General features: G+C 45.9%; 1 protein-coding gene. It reads right to left on the bottom strand.

The genetic code is table 11. From position 1 onward, the window contains the following. Window positions 1-54 precede the first annotated feature (54 nt). Window positions 55-447 (bottom strand): integrase core domain-containing protein (locus M989_RS24045; protein ID WP_157093603.1); only part of this gene is annotated, 393 nt, incomplete at its 5' end.

Raw genomic sequence — 447 nt, 5'->3', positions numbered from 1 at the left:
TTAGCTCAGACCTGACCTGACAGTTACCGGTTATTTATACAGGTGTCTGTCAGATTACATCTGGCTTAAATTCTTCTCAACCCAGATGCGTTTTCCATCAAGTAATGTTTCCATCGGCGTCCGCCCACAACACATTTTTCCCTGATGAGTTCGCTCATTATTATAGTGAACCAGCCATTCATCAAGATCCAATTGTAATGTGTCGAGATCTCCATACAGCTTTTTACGGAACGTCACCTGATAAAATTCCTGCAATATCGTTCTGTGGAACCGCTCGCAGATACCGTTGGTCTGCGGTGACATTGCTTTGGTTTTCGTGTGGTCGATGTCATTTATCGCCAGATAAAGCTGGTAATCATGCTGCTCCACTTTGCCACAGTACTCCGTGCCTCTGTCGGTCAGTATTCTCAGCATTGGCAGGCCCTGCGACTCATAAAATGGCAGCAC

The organism is Kluyvera georgiana ATCC 51603 (assembly GCF_001654985.1).
Classification (GTDB): domain Bacteria; phylum Pseudomonadota; class Gammaproteobacteria; order Enterobacterales; family Enterobacteriaceae; genus Kluyvera; species Kluyvera georgiana.
The sequence above is the reverse complement of the archived record's forward strand: the minus strand, read 5'-3'. Positions and strand labels throughout refer to the sequence as shown.